The organism is Polynucleobacter sp. MWH-CaK5 (genome assembly GCF_018687615.1).
Classification (GTDB): domain Bacteria; phylum Pseudomonadota; class Gammaproteobacteria; order Burkholderiales; family Burkholderiaceae; genus Polynucleobacter.
This window is the reverse complement of sequence record NZ_CP061299.1, coordinates 179,534-198,105: the sequence shown is the minus strand read 5'-3', so window position 1 is coordinate 198,105 and position 18,572 is coordinate 179,534. Positions and strand designations below refer to the sequence as shown.

Below are 18,572 nucleotides of genomic sequence, written 5' to 3'. Positions count from 1 at the left end.
TATATTTTTTAGTCGTTAATTTCGTCGTCATCCAAATCTTGATTCTGAAAACGAGGATCAGCATCATGTTCTTCGGCCTCATCTCGCTGGGCTTTTTTAGCATCCAAATCGGTCTGAATGGCATAACAAAGTTGTTGGCAACCTTCTCCAGTCAAAGCTGAGATTTCAAAGACAGGGCCTTTCCAACCATAAGCCTTGATGAAAGCTTTGATTTTGGTAGCACGTTCCTCAGTAGGAATCATGTCGACCTTGTTCAAAACCAACCAACGAGGTTTGTCATACAAAGACTCATCGTATTTCTTCAACTCATTCACAATCGCTTTGGCTTCTCCAACAATATCGACATTGTCATCAAATGGAGCCATATCGACCAAATGCAATAACAAATTGGTACGCTGTAAATGTCGCAAGAAACGATGCCCAAGGCCAGCACCTTCTGCTGCACCTTCAATCAATCCTGGAATATCAGCAATCACAAAGCTTCGCTCAGCGCCTACTCGCACAACACCTAAATTAGGATGCAAAGTTGTGAAGGGATAGTCTGCAATCTTAGGTCGTGCATTCGAGACTGCTGTGATCAATGTTGACTTGCCAGCATTAGGCATACCCAACAATCCAACATCAGCCAACACCTTTAGTTCTAATCTGAGTTTGTGTTCTTCACCAGGCAAACCACTGGTCTTTTGTCTTGGCGCACGATTGGTACTGCTCTTGAAATGTAAATTTCCCCAACCACCGGCTCCACCTTTGGCCAAACACAAACGCTGACCGTGATAAGTTAAATCTGCGATGACTTCATTGGTATCCATCTCATGAATGATGGTGCCCACTGGCATGCGCAATTCAATATCTTCACCTGCGCGACCATAACAATCGGCGCCTCTACCTGGCTCACCATTTTGCGCTAAATGTTTTTTGGCAAAACGATAATCCACCAAGGTATTGATGTTTCGATCAGCGATGGCGTAAACGCTACCGCCTCGACCGCCATCACCACCATCTGGTCCGCCAAATTCAATAAATTTTTCGCGACGCATCGAAGCGCTTCCAGAGCCGCCATGGCCTGCCACTACTTCAATACGAGCTTCGTCGATAAATTTCATAAGATCCAATAAAAAAGGCCTCGCTATTTGGCGAGGCCTTATGCTGAGTTCTGAATGTTCTTCGTTATCTCAGTTAAGGCTAATTAAGCTGTCGGAAGTACAGAAACGAATGATTTCTTATCTGCACCTTTAACGCCAAATTGAACATGACCATCTACCAATGCGAACAATGTGTGATCTTTGCCACAACCAACGTTCACACCTGGGTGAACGCGTGTACCGCGTTGACGAATAATGATGCCGCCTGCGTTGATGGCTTGACCGCCATAAACTTTAACGCCTAATCGTTTTGACTCTGAGTCACGGCCGTTACGTGTGGAACCGCCGCCTTTTTTCTGTGCCATTTTCTACTCCGCCTCTGCCTATTAGGCCTTGATCGTGTTAATCAAAATCTCAGTAAAGTTCTGACGATGTCCTTGACGCTTTTGGTAATGCTTGCGTCGACGCATCTTAAAAATCTTCACTTTGTCATGACGACCCTGAGAAATAACAGTGGCTTTAACAGTTGCACCACTCACCAATGGCTCACCAAACTTCAGTGATTCGCCTTCGCCTACGGCGAGAACTTGGTCAATAGTGATTTCACTGCCTACATCCGCTGGTATCTGTTCTATTTTCAATTTTTCACCAGCAGCAACCTTGTATTGTTTGCCACCGGTTTTTATGACCGCGTACATATTGAAATCTTTCTATAAATATCCACACGACCCCGTGCCGTGTAGAGCCCTAAATTATAGCTCTAGCTATATTTCTAGTCAAAAAGTAAAATTCAGATGAATCTAAGAGACATTCTCATGTTTTTTATAATAAAACTTAACTAATTCAATGAGTTAAACTAATAAGAGTTAAAAACAGGGAAGTATAAATAGTTAATGAGCACTAACTTACAGACAATTTTAAGTCCTATTTCAGCCGATATGCAGTCGCTGAATGACGTTATTCGCTCACGCTTAAGCTCTGAAGTAGCCCTGATTAATCAAATTTCCGCCTACATCATTGAAGCTGGCGGCAAAAGAATACGCCCGGCCCTCCTACTGTTAACCAGTCAGGCCATCTCAAACGGCACCCCCTTAAAACATCATCTAGACATGGCAGCCGTGGTGGAATTCATCCACACCGCTACCTTGTTGCATGACGATGTGGTGGATGAGTCTCATTTACGTCGCGGCAGAGCAACAGCCAATGCTGCATTTGGAAACGCTGCCAGTGTTTTGGTGGGTGATTTTTTATATTCACGAGCATTTCAGATGATGGTGGCGCCCAACGACATCAGAATCATGGAAATACTCGCTGATGCCACAAACACAATTGCTGAAGGCGAAGTGTTGCAGTTAATGAACATGCACGATCCTGATGTCAATGAAGCACGTTACATGCAAGTGATTCACTTTAAAACTGGCAAGTTGTTTGAAGCGTCATCTGCTCTTGGCGCTCTTTTGGCAAAAGCCACTCCAGAACAATATGCTGCTGCACAGGCTTACGGCAAGCACATCGGGGCCACATTCCAACTAGTTGATGACATTCTTGACTACACCGCCAGTGCAGAACAGATGGGCAAAAATGCTGGTGATGATTTGCGCGAAGGAAAGCCAACCTTGCCATTGATTTATCTTCTCGATCACGGCACTCCCGAACAAAAATCTTTGATCAGATCAGCGATTGAACAAGCAGAAGAGTTGCCCGAAGATCTCTTTCAACAGGTCTACCAAGCGATCATGAATTCTGATGCCATCAAGTACACAGAAGCTGCAGCCTTGCGTGAAGCTCAATTGGCAAGAGAATCTTTGAAATGCTTCCCTCAAAACGCAGCGACACAAAGTTTGATCGATCTTTGTGATTACTCGCTGAAACGCTCAAGCTAAGTCTTTTTTCCTTGTCAGATCTTTCTGACAAGAGAATCAGCGTTTCACACCAGTATTTGTAAGGCTTTAACAATACAAACCAAGTTTAGTTTGCTATAGTCACCCTCATGTTCTTTGCTTAAGAAAGCATTCATGGATTCGTGGCTCAATGATTGGCCTTGGTGGGCGCAAGTTGGTTTAGTAATTTTACTTTTGGCTATTTCTGCTTTTTTCTCAATCACTGAGACCAGCATGATGGCAGCCAACCGTCACAGAATCCGGCACTTAGCTAACCGCGGCAATCGCGGAGCAAAAAACACACAAACACTTCTTTCAAAAACAGAGGAACTGTTATCAGTCATCTTGATTGGTAACAACGTCGTCAATACGATCCTGCCAGTTTTATTGACTGCCATCGCCATGCACGCTTTTGGCAACAACGCCTCCGTTCTTTCAATCAGCACGGGTGTTGCCGCTGTATTGATCATTATTTTTTGTGAAATCACCCCAAAGGTGATCGGCGCAACTTATCCAGAAAGATTCGCTATTTTCACAAGCTGGGTGATCAGACCTTTGATCGTGATCCTAAAACCCGCGATGTGGTTAATCAATTTATTTGTATCCGGCTTACTCAAAGTTTTAAGAGTGAACACAAAAGCAAATCAAAACACTCAAATGACGCCAGAAGAATTGCGCTCAGTCGTTCTTGAGTCAACCCATTTCATTCCAAATAAACACAGAAGCATCTTGGTTAATTTATTCAACCTTGAAAGCATCAAGGTGGATGATGTGATGACGCCAAGATCACGCATGGAAGTTCTCGATTTTTCAAAATCAATTGAAGATGTAATCCATCAACTAGAGACCTGTTATCACAACAAGCTACCGGTTTGCGATGAAGACTCTGATCGAGTGATTGGCATCTTGGCCGTTAGAAAAGCTCTGAGCTTATTGGGTGATGAAGATCTACAGCACGATAACTTTAAAGAATTATTGAGCGAGCCTTATTTCATTCCAAGTGGCACCCCCGTCTTGCAACAGCTTCAATTCTTCCAAGAAAATCAGGAACGCATTGGACTCGTTGTCGATGAATACGGCATTGTTCAAGGACTTGTGACGATTGAAGACATCTTAGAAGAGTTGATTGGTGAATTCACAACCTCTCTGCCAGACCTTGCGATCAAAACAAAATGGTCTGAAGACGAGACCTACATTGCAGATGGCACTGCCAGTTTGCGTGATTTGAATCGTCTTTTAAATCTTGATCTTCCCACCGATGGACCTAAGACTTTGAATGGTTTATTGATTGAGACACTCGAAGACATTCCCGACAACAACGTGAGCGTCAAAATAGGCGGTGTGGTCATGGAAATCATCCAGGTGGATGAACAGATCATTAAGACGGTTCGCATTTATCAGCCGAATGATTGAACAAGATGATGTCATCATTCATTACTGGCAAGACATTGTTGATCAAGCACTCCTGGCAAAAGCCAGCGACATTCACATTGAGCCAGAAAACGGAGTAAGCCATGTGCGCTTGCGCGTTGATGGCTGCCTGAGTCACTTAAACAGCTCCCCTGCACATTGGCATGACCGACTATCTAGTCGGATCAAAATTTTGGCACGCTTGGATATTTCTGAAAAACGCTTGCCTCAAGATGGTCAAATGTTATTGAGCAGCTCGCAGAGCGCACAGATCAATAACATCGATTGCCGTGTTTCAACTTTACCCACCCTGCATGGCGAGAAAATTGTTTTAAGGGTCTTGAGCAAGCAAGAAGACGATCTTGATATCAATAAGATTGGTCTTGATCAAACTCAAAAACAACATTTACTGCACTGCCTTGATCAGGCTCAAGGAATGATCTTGGTCACCGGCCCAACCGGTAGTGGCAAAACTCAAACGCTTTATAGCTGCCTCAAGTATTTGATGGATGGCAGCCGTAACATCACGAGCATTGAAGATCCTGTTGAAATTCAACTACAGGGCATTAATCAGGTTCCGATCAATGAGAAAGCAGGTTTACGCTTTGATGTAGCATTAAGGGCATTGATGAGACAAGATCCTGATGTCATCATGGTCGGAGAAATCAGAGATGCTGTCACAGCAAAGATTGCATTGCAAGCTGCAGAAACAGGTCATTTGGTTTTGGCGACGCTGCACGCCAACGATGCGCCCAGCGCAATCTTCAGATTAAAACAATTGGGATGCTCGCACGGTGACATTGCGAACAATGTCAACTGCATCACAGCTCAAAGATTGGTGCGCATTTTTTGCACAGCCTGCTCAAGAAATTCATCAAAAGACCTGATAACAGGATGCTCCATTTGTAACGGTAGTGGCTTTCATGGTCGAAAGGCTGTTCATCAGGTCATGCGCCTATCCGACCAACTCCGACAACTGATTGAAAGCGAAGCTCCCTTAAGTGCCATACAAACTCAATGTCACACTGAAAAAATATCAACCCTGAAAGAGTCTGCGCAAACTCTTGTTGAGTCAGGAATGAGCTCTGAAGATGAAATCAGGCGTCACATCGCATGAAAGAAGCTTCTCAACTTCACCTGATCAGACAACTTCATTCACTCTTGAAGTCTGGTTTGTCTTTGTTAGATGCCATTCAAATGATGGGGCTTACCAACATCCAAAAATCTTTGGCCAATGGCAACAGTCTTTCTTACTCTTTATCGAAAATGGGGCTTCATCCATTTTGTGTCAGCTTGATGCAAACAGGAGAAGCCACTGGGAATCTTTTAGACAGCCTGTCACAAGCATCGATTTATCTTGAGAAACAAATCAAGCTTCAAAAGAAGATTAAAAAAGCACTGAGTTACCCATGCATCGTTCTCTTTGTCTCAAGCTTTGTTCTAGTGGCCATGTTTCAATGGGTGATACCAAGCTTTGAAAATATGTTTGCCAATTTTCAGGCAGAACTGCCCTGGCCAACCAGATTGTTAATTCAAGGCTCTCACTGGGTGCAAAATTATTCTCTGATGGTAGCGATTGCACTTGTAAGTGTCATCGGAGTATTTCATTTCATTTGGAGACGTCACACTCAAACGCAACAGGTGGTTGATCACCTCTTACTGACTCTTCCCATTATTGGGTCGATTCGAAGAAGCTCTTTGCTGATTCAGTGGAGTCGGAATATCTCATTATTAACTTCTCGAGGCGTACCGATTCTTGAAGCCTTAAAACAAACGGCCCTACATTCAAATGACTGGGTCAGCTTTAACTTTTGCGCACAAATCAATGTTTCCTTGGCACAAGGTTGGTCACTCTCAGAATCTATCAAGCAAATATCCGGACAATCTCTGTTAAGCCAAAAAGAGCAACTTCAATTAATCAAAGTGGGTGAAGTTTCAGGAGATTTACCTCAAATGCTTGCCAATATCGCCAATCAAGAAGAAGATCACTTAGACCACATGATTGATCAATTGGCTCAAAGCATTGAGCCATGTCTGATGATCATCATGGGGCTTATCATTGCTTGCTTGGTCATTTCTTTGTATTTGCCAATTTTTGAAATGGGACAGATTCTTTGATTGAAATTTTCTCCGCCATCATCATCATTGGTGCACTATTGATGCTGTCTTGGATCGACTTCAAGACTTTTATCTTGCCCGACTACCTGACCTATGGGTTGATTGCTTACGGGCTTCTCGCAAATATTTTCCTGGGGCTTGCTTGGGCCAATACTGAATCATCTATTTTGGGAGCCGTGTTTGGTTTTCTGAGTCTGTACGCACTGAACCAGCTGTATCTAAAAATCAGAGGACATCACGGCATTGGTATGGGGGATGCAAAGTTGCTGGCTGGCCTTGGTGCTTGCTTAGGCATTCAAAGTTTGCCTTACATACTTTTGATTGCCTCATTGTCTGGCCTGATTGGTGGCTACGCATGGCTAAAAATCCATCAACAAGAACACAGCCATGCATTTCCTTTTGGTCCTTTTATTGCATTTGGTGGCATCATTGTTTTGTTATGGCAGATTTAAAGAACAACTCTTCGAATAGCCCCGCTCATCCCTCTCATCTTTTAAGGGTTGGGTTGACCGGAGGTATTGGCAGCGGGAAAAGTGCCGTTGCCACAGAACTAGAGAAATGTGGTGCTGCCATCATCGATACCGACCTCATTGCTCATGACATCACCAAAGCCAACGGTTTGGCCATGAGCGCCATTGAGCAATCTTTTGGTCCTGAGTTTTTACTCAAAGATGGCTCTTTAGACAGGCAAAAGATGAGAGAGCTTGTTTTTGCTGACCCCAAAGCCAAAGAAAAGCTTGAAAAGATCACCCACCCTTTGATTTATCAAGAAACCAAGCGCTTGAGTGATCTACATCAAGCCAAGAACCCCGCTTACCTTGTTTACGTGGTGCCTTTATTGGTCGAATCGAGCTTTTGGATCAATCAATCCCCAAAAGCTTTGGACTGTATTGTGGTGGTTGATTGCCCAGAAACCCAGCAAATTGCTAGGGTCCAAGAGAGAAATGGTCTTGAAATAGGCATGATTCAAAAGATCATTGCCAGTCAGGCCAGTCGTCATGACAGACTGGTGATTGCCGATCACGTGATTGAAAACAATCAAGGGATTGAAGATTTAAAGATTGAGGCCCAACGACTTCATCAAATACTTTTGAGGCATAAAAGTAGTTAAAAAGGCTCTTTTTTTGCCAAAAATCACAGAATTTCAGTCTAGAATATGAATCTGTGATTATTTACGAATACCCCTTCAATGAACTGGTGCGCAGTCTTTTGAGACTGGAGTACCTCTTTGATCGTTTCGAGTACTTCGTAGAAAAAGATGATGCAAGAGATCAGCATCAAGCCATTTCAATATTATTTGACCTAGGCGAGATCACTGCACGCGCAGATTTGAAATCAAGTCTTATGAAAGAACTTGATCGCCAAAAAAATAGTTTGTTATCTTTAAAGAACTCTAGCAACATCGATCAAGATGCTTTGCTCAACACGCTTGAAGAAATGAACATCATCTGGGGCAAGATTAATCAGACCGGCAAGACCAATGCTCAGATCTTAGAGAGTGAATGGTTGAATTTGATTCGTTCACGCTTGAGCATTCCAGGCGGCACCAGCCCAGTAGATTTACCAGCGTATTACGCATGGCAATTTACAGACGCAAATATTCGTCGTGCGAATTTAAAGAAATTTGTAGAGCCGTTGATGTCATGGAAATATGCCAGCCAGCTATTCTTAAAATTATTGAGAGGCTCAGGCAAGCCTGCTGAAACGCTTGCGTCTAAAGGCTCCTACCAACAAATGCTTTCTGGTAAAACATATCAATTGATGCGTGTTGGCATTCATCAATCACACTTGATTCCAGAAATCAGTGCCAACAAGTACATGCTTTGGACTCGCTTCATGACTTGTGATGGTGAAGCTAAGCCACGAGCTTTTGCAGAAGATGTTCCTTTTGAACTATCTCTTTGTAATTTCTAAAAATAACTTCTAAAAAACTTTTAAGCCCTTTAGCTTTTCTAAAATTGGTAGTGTGGCAGGTAAGACAGGATCAAATCCTGCGATACCAAGCTGATCAATATCTTTGATGTTCAACCATCCCAGCGCTTGATTTTCCAATCCACGTGGCTGACCCTGCCAAGACTTCACGAAACAAATATGTAAGCGCACATACGCATGAGGATAGTCATGTTCTAAAACCATGAACTCATCTGCTTGATCAATGCGCACATCAATTTCTTCTTGAAGTTCTCGAGAAAGAGCTGCGAAAAGAGTTTCACCAGCCTCTACTTTTCCACCAGGAAATTCCCAGTAACCGGCATAAGGCTTGCCCTCTGGGCGCTGGCCAAGCAATACAGCCCCGGCACCATCGATCAAAACACCTACTGCAACCTCTACAACAGGTCTAGATGATGTCGGCTCTTGCTCAGCAGTCAATGTATTAATCCTGCTGTCCAGCCCAATGGCGTGCGAACTGCCAAGCCACACGTCCTGATCTTGAGCCTCTTTCCAAAGCCCAAATCAAAGCCTCTGGTTTTGCTGCAGCAATTTTTTCTGCGTTCAAGCCAAAATGTTTGAGCCAGTGCGCCACGATATCAAGGTACTCATCTTGTTTTGGAGGGTAAAAAGAAATCCACAAACCAAATCTTTCAGATAAAGATATCTTTTCTTCAACCACCTCACCAGGATGCAACTCTCCATCAGCGCCATGTTGGTATGACTCATTGTCTGACATGTACTCAGGCAACAAATGACGACGGTTAGATGTTGCGTAAATCAAAATATTATCGACCTGCGCAGAAATAGAACCATCCAAAGCAGACTTCAAAGATTTATAACCTGACTCTCCATCTTCAAAAGACAGGTCATCACAAAAGATGATGAATTTTTCAGGTCGAGCTGCCAACAAATCAGTGAGGTCACCAAGATCTGTTAAATGTTCTTTATCGACTTCAACCAAACGCAAACCTTTCGCAGCAAACTCATTCAAAGAAGCCTTGATCAAAGATGATTTACCAGTGCCTCTAGCGCCCGTTAACAAAACATTATTAGCAGGCTTACCTTCAACAAAGTGCTTGGTATTGTTATAAATGAGATCTGTTTGACGCTCAATGTGCTGAAGATCTTTGAATGTGATGCCAGAGATATGATGCACAGCTTGTAGATAGCCCAACTTACCCAAAAGCGTATCTTTGCGACGCCACCTAAAAGCAACCGCAGAATTCCAATCTTTTTCTGTCAAAGATTTTGGCATCCACTCATCAAGTCTTTGCAATAGATTATCTAAGCGATCAAACTTATCAGACATGACTTTCCTATGATCTTTGTGAATTCAGCGGAATCGCATTAAGAGCGATAGTCTGCATTGATAGAAACATATTCATGAGATAGATCGCAGGTCCAGACAGTTTGAGTCGCTTGACCTCGACCTAAGTTAGCGCGAACCGTGATTTCTGCTTGCTTCATCACACGCTGTCCATCTTCTTCTTTATATTCAGGATGACGGCCACCATCTTTGGCAACCCAAACATCATCCAACCATAACTGCACACGTCCAACATCAAGATCTGTAATACCGGCATAGCCAATCGCAGCCAAGATACGACCTAAGTTAGGATCGCTGGCAAAAAATGCGGTTTTCACCAACGGTGAGTGAGCAATCGCTTCAGCCACCAATTTACATTCAGCATCGGTCTTACCGCCTTCAATCTGAATCGTGATGAATTTAGTCGCACCCTCACCATCTCGCACAATCATTTGAGCTAATTTTTGACAGACTTCAATCAATGCTTGGCGGAAGATGTCATGTGCCTGACCAGAAGCTGGAATCTCTACTTGGCTTGCGCCACTGGCCATGACAATGAAAGAATCATTGGTCGATGTGTCACCATCAATCGTGATGGCATTGAAAGACAAATCAGCAGCGGCTGTTGTTAATTGCTGCAATAAAGCGGGCGATACTTTTGCATCAGTTGCCACATAGCCCAACATGGTGGCCATGTTCGGATGAATCATGCCAGCACCCTTGCTGATACCAGTCAAGGTGATGGCTTGACCATTGATCTCAACTTGCTTCGAATATGCTTTTGCCTGAGTATCAGTGGTCATGATGGCATGAGCAGCATTGAACCAGTTATCCGAATTTAAATTGCTGATCGCTTGAGGCATACCAGCAATCACCTTTTCTACTGGCAAAGGCTCAAGAATGACTCCGGTTGAAAAAGGCAAGATTTGCTCTTTTTTCAAACCCATTAACTTTGCCAACTCTTCACATGTGCGCATCGCATTTTTATAACCAGGCTCACCTGTGCCTGCATTGGCGTTACCTGTGTTGATGATCAATGCTCGAATATCCGCGCCACTGTTTGCTGATACCTGCAAGTGCTCTCTACAAATTTGCACCGGCGCCGCACAAAAGCGATTTTTCGTAAAAACACCAGCAACGCTAGAACCTTCATTGAGTTCAATAATCAGAACGTCTTTACGACCAGGTCTTTTAATGCCAGCTTCTGCATGCCCCAAACGGACACCATTCACAGGGCTTAATTCACTGGCAATCGGTAATGGGGAATTCACTGGCATGGTGTTTTATCTCTAAAAATGAGTCAATGATTCAAACAAACATTCAATTAACTGAGCTGCCCATGGCAGTGCTTGTATTTTTTCCCGCTACCACATGGGCAAGGATCATTACGACCCACCTTAGGGCCAGCCTGAGCAGCTTGAGGGGCAGCAGCACGTGCAGAAGGCTCATCCTCTGATTGATCAGCGCTGGCATGTTGATACTGCACACCCTTCACATCCGCCAAATCTTCTTGGATGGACTCTGAGGCACGCTCTAACTCTTCAGCAGTTTCAATTCTGACCACCATGATGGTGCGAGTCACTTCTAACTTCACTGTGTCTAGCAAGCGAGCAAATAATTCAAATGCTTCACGGCGATATTCTTGCTTAGGATCTTTTTGTGCATAGCCGCGCAAATGAATGCCCTGACGCAAATGATCCAAAGCGGCTAAATGCTCTCTCCAAGAAGTATCTAGAGCATACAAAATCACTGAACATTCAAACTTAGCAAAAGATTCTCTACCGACCAATTCAACTTTTGCATCGTAAAGACTCTTAGCGCTTTCCAATACTTTGGCAAGCAGATCTTCTGGCTCGATAGTGTCTGCAGCATCAATGATGGCTTGCAGATCAACTGATAAGCCCCAATCGTTCGATAACACTTGCTGCAACCCAGCAACGTCCCACTGCTCAATCACAGATTCAGCAGGAATATGATCATGGAACAAATCTGTGAAAAACGATTCACGCAAGTTGGCAACTAAATCACCAACATCTTTTGATTCAAGAACCTCATTGCGCAAACGATAAACTTCTTTACGCTGATCATTGGCCACATCGTCGTATTGCAATAATTGCTTACGAATATCAAAGTTTCTGGCTTCCACTTTGCGCTGTGCAGATTCAATTGAGCGAGTCACCATGCCGGCTTCAATTGGCTCACCCTCAGGCATGCGCAAGCGATCCATGATGGACTTCAGACGCTCACCAGCAAAGATGCGAAGTAAAGCATCATCCAATGACAAATAGAATCTTGATGAACCTGGGTCACCCTGACGTGCAGCACGACCTCTTAACTGGTTATCAACACGACGGCTTTCATGACGCTCAGTACCGATGATGTGCAAACCACCTGCACTCACCACGTGGTCGTGCAAACCTTGCCATTCATCATGCAACTGTTTAATGCGAGCAGCTTTATCTTGTGCAGAAATCGCAGCATCTTGCTCAATCAAGCCAGCTTGTTTTTCAACGTTACCGCCCAACACAATATCCGTGCCTCGACCAGCCATGTTCGTTGCGATGGTGATCATCTTTGGACGACCCGCTTGCGCAATGATTTCAGCTTCTTTGGCATGTTGCTTGGCGTTCAATACTTGATGAGGCAACTTCGCCTTATCCAATAGTGATGAAATCAACTCTGAGTTTTCAATCGATGTGGTACCAACCAACACCGGTTGACCGCGCTCATAGCAATCTTGGATATCTTTGATAACAGCGTTATAACGCTCCATCGATGAGCGATAGATTTGATCTTGCCTATCAATTCTGGCGTTGATGCGATTTGGAGGAACAATCACTGTCTCCAAACCATAGATCTCTTGGAACTCATAAGCTTCTGTATCAGCTGTACCGGTCATACCAGCGAGCTTGCTGTACATACGGAAATAGTTCTGGAAGGTGATCGTCGCCAAGGTGCGATTTTCGTGTTGAATCGCTACACCCTCTTTTGCCTCAACCGCTTGATGCAAACCATCTGACCAACGACGTCCTTGCATGAGTCGTCCGGTGAATTCATCAACAATGACAACTTCACCATTTTGTACAACGTAATGCTGATCTTTATTAAATAGTGTGTGAGCTCTTAGAGCGGCATACACATGGTGCATCAAAGTGATGTTTTGAGGAGCATACAAAGACTCCCCTTCTTTGATCAAACCAATTTGAGCCAAAGCAATCTCAGCTTTTTCGTGACCCGCTTCAGTTAAAAATACTTGGTGAGATTTTTCATCAACGATGTAATCACCTGGGGTGATGACACCTGAACCATCTGCTTTTTCTTCGCCGTACTGACGAGTTAAATATTGTGGCAATGCATTCATCGCCACATAAATTTCTGTGTGATCTTCTGCTTGACCAGAAATGATCAAAGGCGTGCGAGCCTCGTCGATCAAAATCGAGTCAACTTCGTCAACAATGGCGTATGCCAAACCACGCTGCACACGCTGATCCAATTCTTGAATCATGTTGTCGCGCAAATAGTCAAAACCGAATTCGTTATTTGTTCCGTAGGTGATATCTGAGTTGTAAGCTTTTTTCTTAGCTTCATGTTCCATTTGTGACAAATTAATGCCAACACTTAGACCCAAGAAGTTATAGAGCTTTGCCATCCACTCAGCATCACGCTCTGCCAAGTAATCGTTGACCGTCACAACGTGAACACCTTTACCTGTTAAGGCATTCAGATACACAGGGAGAGTTGCGGTCAAGGTTTTACCTTCACCGGTTCTCATTTCAGAGATTTTTCCTTGGTGAAGAGCCAAGCCACCAATCATCTGAACATCAAAATGACGCATGTTCATGACACGCTTGCTGGCCTCACGAACAACCGCAAAGGCCTCTGGCAAGATTTCATCAATTGTTTGGCCTGCAGCCAGTTTTGACTTGAATTCAGCTGTCTTTGCTTGCAATGCAGCATCGTCAAGCGAGGCAATGCCCTGCTCCAGACTATTAATCTGAGCGACAATGCGCTTATATTGTTTTAAGAGTCGATCATTTCGACTGCCAAATATTTTCTTAAGAAGACCAGTAACCATGACTTTTGCGAGGAAATTTAAGCCTCAAAGTTTAGCACCCAGACGGACATCTGCGAATGCCCGTGATGCATTAGCTTGCATTGAAAAAAATACCCCTCTGGGAGACCTCCTGCAAAGGGCAGAAAACAATCTTTTAGTTCAGCAAGCGATTGACCTGAGCCTCAATCAAAATGGGCTTCAGAAGGCTATTGGCTTGGTTAAAGCCGGTGGCCTTTCAGATGAAACTGGGCAATTGACCTTGTTGGTATCAAATGCAGCCATTGCAACCCGAATCAGTCAAAAAGCCCCCTCAATACTCTTAAAACTTCAAGAACAAGGTTATCCAGCCCGTTCTTTGGCCATTAAACAGGCTCCTGGAGGGCTTGGAATACCAGCCCCAAACAAGGTTCAAAGCACTGAAAAACCCCCTGTTTTTCCCTCAAGCGCTGAAAAATCTTGGTCTAAATTAATGAATCAGCTCGATGAAAGTTCTCCGCTGCGGATCGCGGTTGAAAAACTCTTAAAAAATCGGGAAAAAGGCTGATTTGCCTAATTTTTAGGCAAACAAAGGCTTATTTTTTAATTGATAAGCTTCTGGCGCGCTGGCTTCGTCGAAGCCTTTTATTTCGTAACTGCTTGGGTCTGCAAATAAAGCTCTGAGCAATGCATTGTTCAAAGCATGACCTGACTTTTCAGCAATATAAGCGCCCACAATCGGATGACCTGCTAAATACAAATCACCAATCGCATCCAAAATCTTATGACGCACGAATTCATCGTCATAGCGCAATTCTTCATTATTTAAAATTCGGTGCTCATCCAACACAATCGCGTTATCCAAACTACCGCCGCGAGCTAAACCCATTTCGCGCAGAGCTTCTACTTCATGAGCAAAACCAAATGTTCTAGCTCTTCCAATTTCTCTTGCATACGTGCTGTCTGCAAAATCAATCACATGTCTTTGACCAGTCTTATCGACTGCAGGGTGTTTGAAATCAATCGTGAAATCTAACTTGAATCCATCGAAAGGTTCCAAGCGTGCTAATTTGCCAGCCTCTCTAATTTCAACTGGCTTTTTAATCACAATGAACTGACGTGGAGCCTCTTGTTCTTGAAGGCCTGCTGATTCAATCAAAAACAAAAATGAAGCCGCACTGCCATCCATGATGGGCACTTCTTCGCAATCTAATTCAATGATCAAGTTATCAATGCCAAGACCTGCGCAGCCAGATAACAAATGTTCTACAGTAGAAACTCGGGTGTCACCATTTTGTAACACCGTGGCCAAACGTGTATCAGTCACCAAGTGCGCATCAGCCTTGATGCCAGGGGCATTCGGTAAATCGACGCGATGAAAAATAATGCCTGTATTAATTGGTGCAGGTATTAATTTAAGCGTCACCTTGCGGCCCGTGTGTAATCCAATACCAACGGTTTTTACAGGGGCTGCAATGGTGCGCTGTTTCAACATGATTTATCTGTAGATTAAAGTGCTTTTAGTGCAGAAGCTGCATCACTCACTTCAAACTTACCAGCTGCTTCAACGGCCAAATGCTTCACTACGCCATTATCAACAATCATCAAATAACGTTGTGAACGAACACCCATACCGCGAGCTGTTAAGTCAAATTCCAAACCAAGCTTCTTAGTCAATTCTGCTGCGCCATCAGCCATCATGCGAACTTTTCCATTCACCTTTTGGTCTTTACCCCAGGCACCCATCACAAATGCATCATTCACTGATAAGCACCAAATTTCGTCAACACCCTTGGCTTTGATCGCATCAAAGTTAGCCACGTAACCTGGAACGTGCTGAGCTGAGCATGTTGGTGTAAATGCACCTGGCAAGCCAAAAATAACAATCTTTTTACCTGCTGTTAATTTGCTCACTTCAAAAGCATTTGGTCCTACAGAACAACCTTCTGTAGCAACTTCTAAAAATTCATGAATTGTGGCATTTGGTAGTTGTTGTCCTACTGCAATCATTGTCTTCTCCATTCAATAAGGGTCTTTAAATTAACTAATTTAAATAGTAATTTTTGTTTATAACTATTGGCATTTATTTTTGCCAGAACACCGATGGTATCGCATGCGTCGTCATTTCGCAGGAGGCGCGTTACCACCGGCATCTGTATGCCATTGTTTTTTATGCTTTTTTCTAATTACGACTAATTCTTAATCAGCTTGCTTACGTAAAAAAGCTGGAATATCGTAGTAATCAGCACCCTTATCCATCATTGCTTGCGCTTCTGGTGAGCTATTTGCGCCCAAACGCGGCTCATTTGATTCACGATTGCTGCGAAACACTTTTGGTACATCATATTTTGCGTAATCACTGGCAGATCCCACCGGCATCGCTGGCGCAGTCATGCTTGCGGCATTCACGTTGCTGGCTGTATTTGCCATCGCCATGGTTGCTGTTGCACTTTGTGGTGCGAAAGTACTTAAATCAGCCATGGTTGGTGCTGCATCATAAGTGCCTGTGGCTTGTGTATTACGCCAAATAACTTCAGGCTGCTTTTCTTTGCGCTTGCCACCATTCAAACCAGTAGCAACCACTGTGACACGCAAAGCATCACCCAAGCTTTCATCGTAAACAGTACCAAAGATCACTGTGGCATCTTCAGCAGCATATCCACGAATAGCGCCCATTACTTCACGAGTCTCTGACAACTTCAATGAACGGCTTGCTGTGATGTTCACCAATACGCCACGCGCTCCTGACAAATCAACACCTTCAAGCAATGGTGATGCAACAGCAGCTTCAGCAGCTAAACGAGCACGATCCATACCAGAAACAGTGGCTGTTCCCATCATGGCTTTACCTTGCTCACTCATCACTGTTTTAACGTCTTCAAAGTCAACGTTGATCAAACCTTGCTCGTTGATGATTTCTGCGATACCGGCAACAGCGTTGTGCAATACATCATCTGCACAACCAAAGGCCTTGTCCATCTCAGCATCTTCACCCATGACTTCAAATAGTTTTTCATTAAGAACAACAATTAATGAATCAACATAGTTTTCAATTTCATGAGCACCAGCTTCAGCCACTTTACCGCGCTTTGCACCTTCAAAATCAAATGGCTTGCTGATCACACCAACTGTCAAGATACCCATTTCTTTGGCAACTTGAGCAACCACCGGACCTGCGCCTGTACCTGTACCACCACCCATACCGGCTGTGATAAAGACCATGTGTGCACCTTGCAATGCATCAGCAATGCGTGCCTTAGCTTCAACAGCAGAAGATGCACCCACTTCAGGCTTGGCACCAGCACCCAAACCTGTTGCACCCAACTGAATATTGACGCCAGCTTTAGAACGTTGAAGTGCACCCGCATCTGTGTTCATGCAAATGAACTCAACACCTTGTACACCACGACGAATCATGTGCTGCACAGCGTTACCGCCTGCACCGCCCACGCCGACCACTTTAATAATGGTCTTACCCGCCGGTTCTGCATCTAACATTTCAAATTCCATACTACCTCCTTATAACTACGGTTGACGACGACAAAAATAAAACTAAAAATCTTCTAATACTTCTAAATTCTTAAAAATTTCCCATGAACCATTCGCGCATGCGCGCCACGATGTTTTGTATGGTTCCAGATTGCGCAACTCGGCGACCACGCACTAACTGCACACGCCCCTCCATCAACAAACCTAAGCCTGTTGAATATCTTGGGCTTCTTAAAATTTCACTCAAATGTCCTTTGTACTCAGGGAAACCAACGCGCGCTGGCTTAGCAAAAACTTCTTCTGCCAATTCAACAACTCCCGGCATCAAGGCCGTGCCGCCAGTTAAAACAACTCCTGAGGAAACCAAATCTTCCATGCCTGATTCGCGCACCACTTGACGAACCAAACTCAATAACTCTTCAACACGTGGCTCGATCACTGCAGATAAAGCTTGGCGTGACATAGACCGAGCTTCGCGATCACCAACACCCGGAACCTCAATGGTTTCATTTGGATTGGCCATGCTTTGACGTGCAATACCAAAATGAATTTTGAGATCTTCCGCATCGATGGTTGGAGTGCGCAAAGCCATTGCAATGTCATTGGTGATTTGATCACCAGCAATTGGAATCACTGCTGTGTGACGAATCGCTCCCTGACTGAAGATCGCGATGTCGGTTGTACCGCCACCGATGTCGACCAACACAACACCCAATTCTTTTTCGTCTTCAGTCAAGACCGCAACACTTGAAGCCAAAGGCTGCAAAATCAGATCATTCACTTCTAGACCACAACGGCGCACACACTTCACAATGTTTTGCGCAGCACTGACAGCACCAGTCACGATGTGCACCTTGACCTCTAAACGAATACCGCTCATACCAATTGGTTCACGCACATCTTCTTGTCCATCAATGATGAATTCTTGCGTGAGGATGTGAAGAATTTGTTGATCGGTTGGAATATTGATCGCTTTAGCTGTTTCAATCACTCGCTCAACATCACCTGCTGAAACCTCTTTGTCACGGATTGCCACCATGCCTGTTGAATTAAAACTGTGAATGTGGTTTCCAGCGATACCGGTGAACACTTGCGCAATGCGACGATCAGCCATCACCTCAGCTTCTTCAAGAGCTTTTTGAATGGACTGAACAGTGGCCTCAATATTGACGACCACACCTTTTTTCAACCCTTTAGAACTGACTTGACCAAGACCCACGACATTGAATTGACCATCTGGATTTAACTCGGCCACCAAAGCAACCACTTTGGATGTGCCGATATCCAAGCCAACAATTAAATCTTTTGTGTCTTTACTGATAACG

Annotated in this window: 19 protein-coding genes; 8 read left to right on the top strand and 11 right to left on the bottom strand. The window is 44.1% G+C overall.

Going from position 1 to position 18,572, the window contains the following annotated elements; genetic code table 11:
• Positions 1 to 8: 8 nt before the first annotated feature.
• The 3 genes from obgE to rplU form a co-directional block, all read right to left on the bottom strand.
• Positions 9 to 1,103, bottom strand: coding sequence for a GTPase ObgE (gene obgE, locus GQ367_RS01055; RefSeq protein WP_215290720.1), 1,095 nt, complete (start codon positions 1,101 to 1,103; stop codon positions 9 to 11).
• 83 nt (positions 1,104 to 1,186) lie between these two features.
• A complete protein-coding gene (gene rpmA / locus GQ367_RS01050) occupies positions 1,187 to 1,447 on the bottom strand; it encodes a 50S ribosomal protein L27 (protein ID WP_215290718.1) in 261 nt (86 codons plus the stop codon).
• 21 nt (positions 1,448 to 1,468) lie between these two features.
• Entirely contained in the window at positions 1,469 to 1,780 is a 312-nt protein-coding gene (gene rplU / locus GQ367_RS01045) for a 50S ribosomal protein L21 (protein WP_089515160.1), read from the bottom strand.
• 195 nt (positions 1,781 to 1,975) lie between these two features.
• On the opposite strand from rplU, the gene GQ367_RS01040 reads away from it, so the two are divergent.
• The 7 genes from GQ367_RS01040 (at position 1,976) to zapD (ending at position 8,404) form a co-directional block, all read left to right on the top strand.
• Positions 1,976 to 2,965, top strand: coding sequence for a polyprenyl synthetase family protein (locus GQ367_RS01040; protein ID WP_215290716.1), 990 nt, complete (start codon positions 1,976 to 1,978; stop codon positions 2,963 to 2,965).
• Between the two features lie 132 nt (positions 2,966 to 3,097).
• Positions 3,098 to 4,375, top strand: coding sequence for an HlyC/CorC family transporter (locus GQ367_RS01035; protein ID WP_215290714.1), 1,278 nt, complete (start codon positions 3,098 to 3,100; stop codon positions 4,373 to 4,375).
• Positions 4,368 to 5,489 (top strand): GspE/PulE family protein, encoded by a 1,122-nt coding sequence (locus GQ367_RS01030; RefSeq protein WP_215290713.1) that lies wholly within the window; start codon positions 4,368 to 4,370, stop codon positions 5,487 to 5,489. The genes GQ367_RS01035 and GQ367_RS01030 overlap by 8 nt, the downstream gene beginning before the upstream one ends.
• Positions 5,486 to 6,490, top strand: a complete 1,005-nt coding sequence (locus GQ367_RS01025; protein ID WP_215290711.1) for a type II secretion system F family protein — start codon at positions 5,486 to 5,488, stop codon at positions 6,488 to 6,490. The genes GQ367_RS01030 and GQ367_RS01025 overlap by 4 nt, the downstream gene beginning before the upstream one ends.
• A complete protein-coding gene (locus GQ367_RS01020; RefSeq protein ID WP_251370174.1) occupies positions 6,487 to 6,942 on the top strand; it encodes an A24 family peptidase in 456 nt (151 codons plus the stop codon). Before GQ367_RS01025 ends, GQ367_RS01020 begins: the two co-directional genes overlap by 4 nt.
• Positions 6,930 to 7,601 (top strand): dephospho-CoA kinase, encoded by a 672-nt coding sequence (gene coaE / locus GQ367_RS01015; protein WP_215290709.1) that lies wholly within the window; start codon positions 6,930 to 6,932, stop codon positions 7,599 to 7,601. The genes GQ367_RS01020 and coaE overlap by 13 nt, the downstream gene beginning before the upstream one ends.
• 53 nt (positions 7,602 to 7,654) lie before the next feature.
• Positions 7,655 to 8,404: a cell division protein ZapD gene (gene zapD, locus GQ367_RS01010; protein WP_215290707.1), complete on the top strand. Its 750-nt coding sequence runs from the start codon at positions 7,655 to 7,657 to the stop codon at positions 8,402 to 8,404.
• 9 nt (positions 8,405 to 8,413) lie between these two features.
• Here the strand turns inward: zapD and GQ367_RS01005 are convergent, their stop codons facing one another.
• The 4 genes from GQ367_RS01005 to secA are packed head-to-tail and all read right to left on the bottom strand — an operon-like array spanning position 8,414 to position 13,803.
• Complete coding sequence (locus GQ367_RS01005; protein WP_215290705.1) at positions 8,414 to 8,860, bottom strand: NUDIX domain-containing protein; 447 nt, start codon at positions 8,858 to 8,860, stop codon at positions 8,414 to 8,416.
• Positions 8,861 to 8,864: 4 nt separating this feature from the next.
• On the bottom strand, positions 8,865 to 9,731 hold the full coding sequence (locus GQ367_RS01000; protein ID WP_215290704.1) for an ATP-binding protein: 867 nt from the start codon (positions 9,729 to 9,731) through the stop codon (positions 8,865 to 8,867).
• A 38-nt stretch (positions 9,732 to 9,769) separates the two neighbouring features.
• Positions 9,770 to 11,005: a bifunctional glutamate N-acetyltransferase/amino-acid acetyltransferase ArgJ gene (argJ, locus tag GQ367_RS00995; protein ID WP_215290702.1), complete on the bottom strand. Its 1,236-nt coding sequence runs from the start codon at positions 11,003 to 11,005 to the stop codon at positions 9,770 to 9,772.
• Positions 11,006 to 11,052: 47 nt separating this feature from the next.
• Entirely contained in the window at positions 11,053 to 13,803 is a 2,751-nt protein-coding gene (gene secA / locus GQ367_RS00990) for a preprotein translocase subunit SecA (protein ID WP_215290700.1), read from the bottom strand.
• Between secA and GQ367_RS00985 the strand changes: the two genes are divergently transcribed.
• Positions 13,802 to 14,326, top strand: a complete 525-nt coding sequence (locus tag GQ367_RS00985) for a DUF721 domain-containing protein (RefSeq protein ID WP_215290698.1) — start codon at positions 13,802 to 13,804, stop codon at positions 14,324 to 14,326. The two genes, secA and GQ367_RS00985, sit on opposite strands and share 2 nt — an antisense overlap.
• A 12-nt stretch (positions 14,327 to 14,338) precedes the next feature.
• Here the strand turns inward: GQ367_RS00985 and lpxC are convergent, their stop codons facing one another.
• From lpxC to ftsA, 4 genes are all read right to left on the bottom strand, one after another.
• A complete protein-coding gene (gene lpxC, locus GQ367_RS00980; RefSeq protein ID WP_215290696.1) occupies positions 14,339 to 15,253 on the bottom strand; it encodes a UDP-3-O-acyl-N-acetylglucosamine deacetylase in 915 nt (304 codons plus the stop codon).
• 14 nt (positions 15,254 to 15,267) lie between these two features.
• Complete coding sequence (locus GQ367_RS00975) at positions 15,268 to 15,768, bottom strand: peroxiredoxin (RefSeq protein WP_215290694.1); 501 nt, start codon at positions 15,766 to 15,768, stop codon at positions 15,268 to 15,270.
• A gap of 189 nt (positions 15,769 to 15,957) precedes the next feature.
• A complete protein-coding gene (gene ftsZ, locus GQ367_RS00970) occupies positions 15,958 to 17,268 on the bottom strand; it encodes a cell division protein FtsZ (protein ID WP_215290692.1) in 1,311 nt (436 codons plus the stop codon).
• A 70-nt stretch (positions 17,269 to 17,338) separates the two neighbouring features.
• Positions 17,339 to 18,568 (bottom strand): cell division protein FtsA, encoded by a 1,230-nt coding sequence (ftsA, locus tag GQ367_RS00965; RefSeq protein WP_215291826.1) that lies wholly within the window; start codon positions 18,566 to 18,568, stop codon positions 17,339 to 17,341.
• Positions 18,569 to 18,572 lie beyond the last annotated feature (4 nt).